This window comes from Curtobacterium subtropicum (genome assembly GCF_030362975.1).
Lineage (GTDB): Bacteria > Actinomycetota > Actinomycetes > Actinomycetales > Microbacteriaceae > Curtobacterium > Curtobacterium subtropicum.
On record NZ_JAUCMM010000022.1, the window covers coordinates 1 to 3,325 of the forward strand.

Genomic DNA, 3,325 nt, shown 5'->3' on the forward strand with positions numbered 1-3,325 from the left:
GGCCCGCGCGCCGCGCGCGGCGCACGCGGGCCGCGCCACTCGCGCGACGGCCATTCGCTGCCGCGCGGCGGCGGGTGGCGGCGGGCCGCGGCGCGCGTCCGTTCCGCGGGAGCGACAGTCTGCCGCGGGAAGATCGCGGCACACTGTCGCTCTCCCGGAGCTGACTGCGCTCGACGTGCATCCCGCGGGCATCAGCCACGAGCCTCGCCCCAGCGCAGGTGTGCGCGTTCCGGTCGCACGACTCGCCGTTCAGCGCTGCCGCCGACGGCGTGTCGTGCGACCGCGACGACAGCATGCGGCACGTCGTGCGACAGGACGGTCGGAGCAGCGGACGGGAGGCGCATCGGCAGCCGGCACCGCTCCTCCCGTCCGGCGTGGGGTCGCCTGGAGTCGGATCGGAGCCCCGGCCTCGTCGAGACACCGCCGACGCAGCGAGACACCGCTGAACGTGCGAGACGCCGCCGGATCTCGCGGCGTTTCGTTCCCCTCGCGGCGTCCCGTCCACACGGCGGCGTCTCGCCCGTGCGCCGGCGTCACCACCGCACGTCGGCCCGGCTGGATGCCGGCCTCGCCCTGCACGCCGTCACGCCCGCCCGGCGGCGGCGCGACCGCACGCCGACGCCGCGCCCGCACGACGGGCGTGAGACTCGAGCTGAGCGACCGATCTCGCCCGGCAGGACGCGAGGACCGTCGCGCAGCGCGAGTCTCGGCCGCCGCGCTCGAGCCGGACGGCGGCTACGCGTCGATGCGGTCGCGGTCGAGGCCCTCGCCGGCGAGGATGAACTCCTTGCGCGGCGCGACGTCGTTGCCCATCAGCAGCTCGAACACCTTCGCGGCGCTCTCGGCGTCGGTCACGTTCACGCGACGGAGGGTGCGGTGCGCCCGGTCCATCGTGGTCTCGGCCAGCTGGTCGGCGTCCATCTCCCCCAGGCCCTTGTACCGCTGGATCGGCTCCTGGTACTTCTTGCCCTGCTTCGCGAGCTTCTTCAGCACCGCCTGCAGCTCGGCCTCGGAGTAGGTGTACAGCGTGTCGTTCGGCTTGCCGCGGTTCACCACGACGACCCGGTGCAGCGGGGGCACGGCGGCGAACACCCGGCCCTGCTCGATCATCGGCCGCATGTAGCGGAAGAACAGCGTCAGCAGGAGCGTGCGGATGTGAGCGCCGTCGACGTCAGCGTCCGACATGATGATGATCTTGCCGTAGCGGGCCTGGTCGATCTCGAACGAGCGACCGGAGCCGGCGCCGATGACCTGGATGATCGACGCGCACTCGGCGTTGGACAGCATGTCCGACACCGACGCCTTCTGCACGTTGAGGATCTTGCCCCGGATCGGGAGCAGCGCCTGGTACTCGCTGTTGCGGGCGAGCTTCGCGGTGCCGAGCGCGGAGTCACCCTCGACGATGAAGAGCTCGGTGCCCTCGGCGTCCTGCTTGCGGCAGTCGGCGAGCTTCGTCGGCAGCGAGGAGTTCTCGAGCGCGTTCTTGCGGCGCTGGGTCTCCTTGTGCGCCCGGGCCGAGATGCGGGTCTTCATCTCGGCGACGACCTTCTCGAGCAGGGTCGCGGCCTGGGCCTTCTCGGTGCGCTGCGTCGAGGTGAGGATGTCCGTCAGGTGCTTCGACACGACCTGGTCGACGATCTTCCGGACGGCCGGGGTACCGAGGACCTCCTTGGTCTGCCCCTCGAACTGCGGCTCGGGCAGGCGGACGGTCAGGACGGCGGTGAGGCCGGCGAGCACGTCGTCCTTCTCGAGCTTGTCCTGCCCGACCTTGAGCTTGCGGGCGTTCGCCTCGACCTGGGTGCGCACGGCCTTGACGACGCCCGACTCGAAGCCGGTCAGGTGCGTGCCGCCCTTCGGCGTCGCGATGATGTTGACGAAGCTCCGCTCGACCGTCTCGTACCCGCTGCCCCACCGCAGCGCGATGTCGACCTCGCACGTGCGCTCGACCGAGGTGGACACCATGTGCCCCTTGTCGTCGAGCATCGGAACGGTCTCGGTGAACGTCCCGGCGCCCTGGATGCGCCAGACGTCGGTGACCGCTGCGTCGACAGCAAGGTGCTCGACGAACTCGCTGATGCCGCCCTCGTAGCGGAACCGCTCGATGACCGGCCCGGGGGTGACGGTCGTGCCGGTCGCCTCGGCGCGCTGCGCGGCCGCCTCGATCGATGCCGGGCGCTCGTCCGTGATGGTGATGCCGAGCCCGGGCACCAGGAAGGCCGTCTGGCGTGCGCGGTTCACCAGGTCGCCCGTGCTGAATCGGGCGTCCTGGGTGAAGATCTGCCGGTCCGCCCAGTACCGGATGCGCGACCCGGTGACGCCCTTCTTGACCTTGCCGACGACGCGCAGCTCACTGCCCGAGGTGAACGGCGTGAAGGGGGCGTCGGGACCGTCACCGGCGAAGGTCCCCGGCTCGCCCCGGTGGAACGACATCGCGTAGGTCTTGCCGCCGCGGTCGACCTCGACGTCGAGACGCTCCGACAGCGCGTTCACGACGGACGCGCCGACGCCGTGCAGCCCGCCCGACGCAGCGTACGACCCGGATCCGAACTTGCCGCCGGCGTGCAGCTTGGTGAACACGACCTCGACGCCCGTCAGCCCGGTCTTCGGCTCGACGTCGACGGGGATGCCGCGGGCGGTGTCGCGGACCTCGACGGAACCGTCGGCGTGCAGGACGACACCGATCTCGTCGCCGTGCCCGGCGAGTGCTTCGTCGACGGAGTTGTCGATGATCTCCCACAGGCAGTGCATGAGCCCGCGGGAGTCCGTCGATCCGATGTACATGCCGGGACGCTTCCGAACGGCCTCGAGTCCCTCGAGGACGGAGAGGTGGCGTGCAGAGTAGTCGGAGCTCACCTCCCGATCGTACCGACGGGCACCGACAGCCACGGCTCCGGAGGACGGCGCGCCTCGGCGTGGGGACAACGGGTCCGCGCTCAGCGAAACAGGCCGTCCACGATGCACGTCTCCCAGCCACCACGTGTTCAAATGGGTGTCCACCCGCACCACCTGCGATCCGTGAGGAGCACAGCAATGACCCAGACCGTGCACGACCTCTCCATCGACGAAGCCAGCAGCCACCAGCTCACCGCCGCTGACCGCTGCGACAGCTGCGGAGCGCAGGCGTACATCCGCGCCACCATGGCCAGCGGCGAGCTCTACTTCTGCGCCCACCACGGCGCCGAGTTCAAGGACAAGCTCGCGGCGACCGCGCTCGAGTGGCACGACGAGAGCAGCCGACTCCACGAGTCGAAGTAGACGTCACCAGACGCACGAACGGGAGGCGCGGGGGCCGCGGGGCCCCCGCCCCCCCGGTGGTGGTGGGGCG

General features: G+C 71.0%; 2 protein-coding genes. One reads left to right on the forward strand and one right to left on the reverse strand.

The genetic code is table 11. The annotated features are described in order from the left end of the window. Positions 1 to 735: 735 nt before the first annotated feature. Positions 736 to 2,853 (reverse strand): DNA gyrase/topoisomerase IV subunit B, encoded by a 2,118-nt coding sequence (locus QUG98_RS16535; protein ID WP_289471584.1) that lies wholly within the window; start codon positions 2,851 to 2,853, stop codon positions 736 to 738. A gap of 177 nt (positions 2,854 to 3,030) precedes the next feature. Here QUG98_RS16535 and QUG98_RS16540 point away from each other — a divergent pair, with 177 nt between their 5' ends. After that, positions 3,031 to 3,255 carry a DUF7455 domain-containing protein gene (locus tag QUG98_RS16540; protein ID WP_058728615.1) on the forward strand — a complete coding sequence of 75 codons (225 nt, stop codon included), beginning with the start codon at positions 3,031 to 3,033 and terminating at the stop codon, positions 3,253 to 3,255. The last annotated feature ends 70 nt before the right edge of the window (positions 3,256 to 3,325 follow it).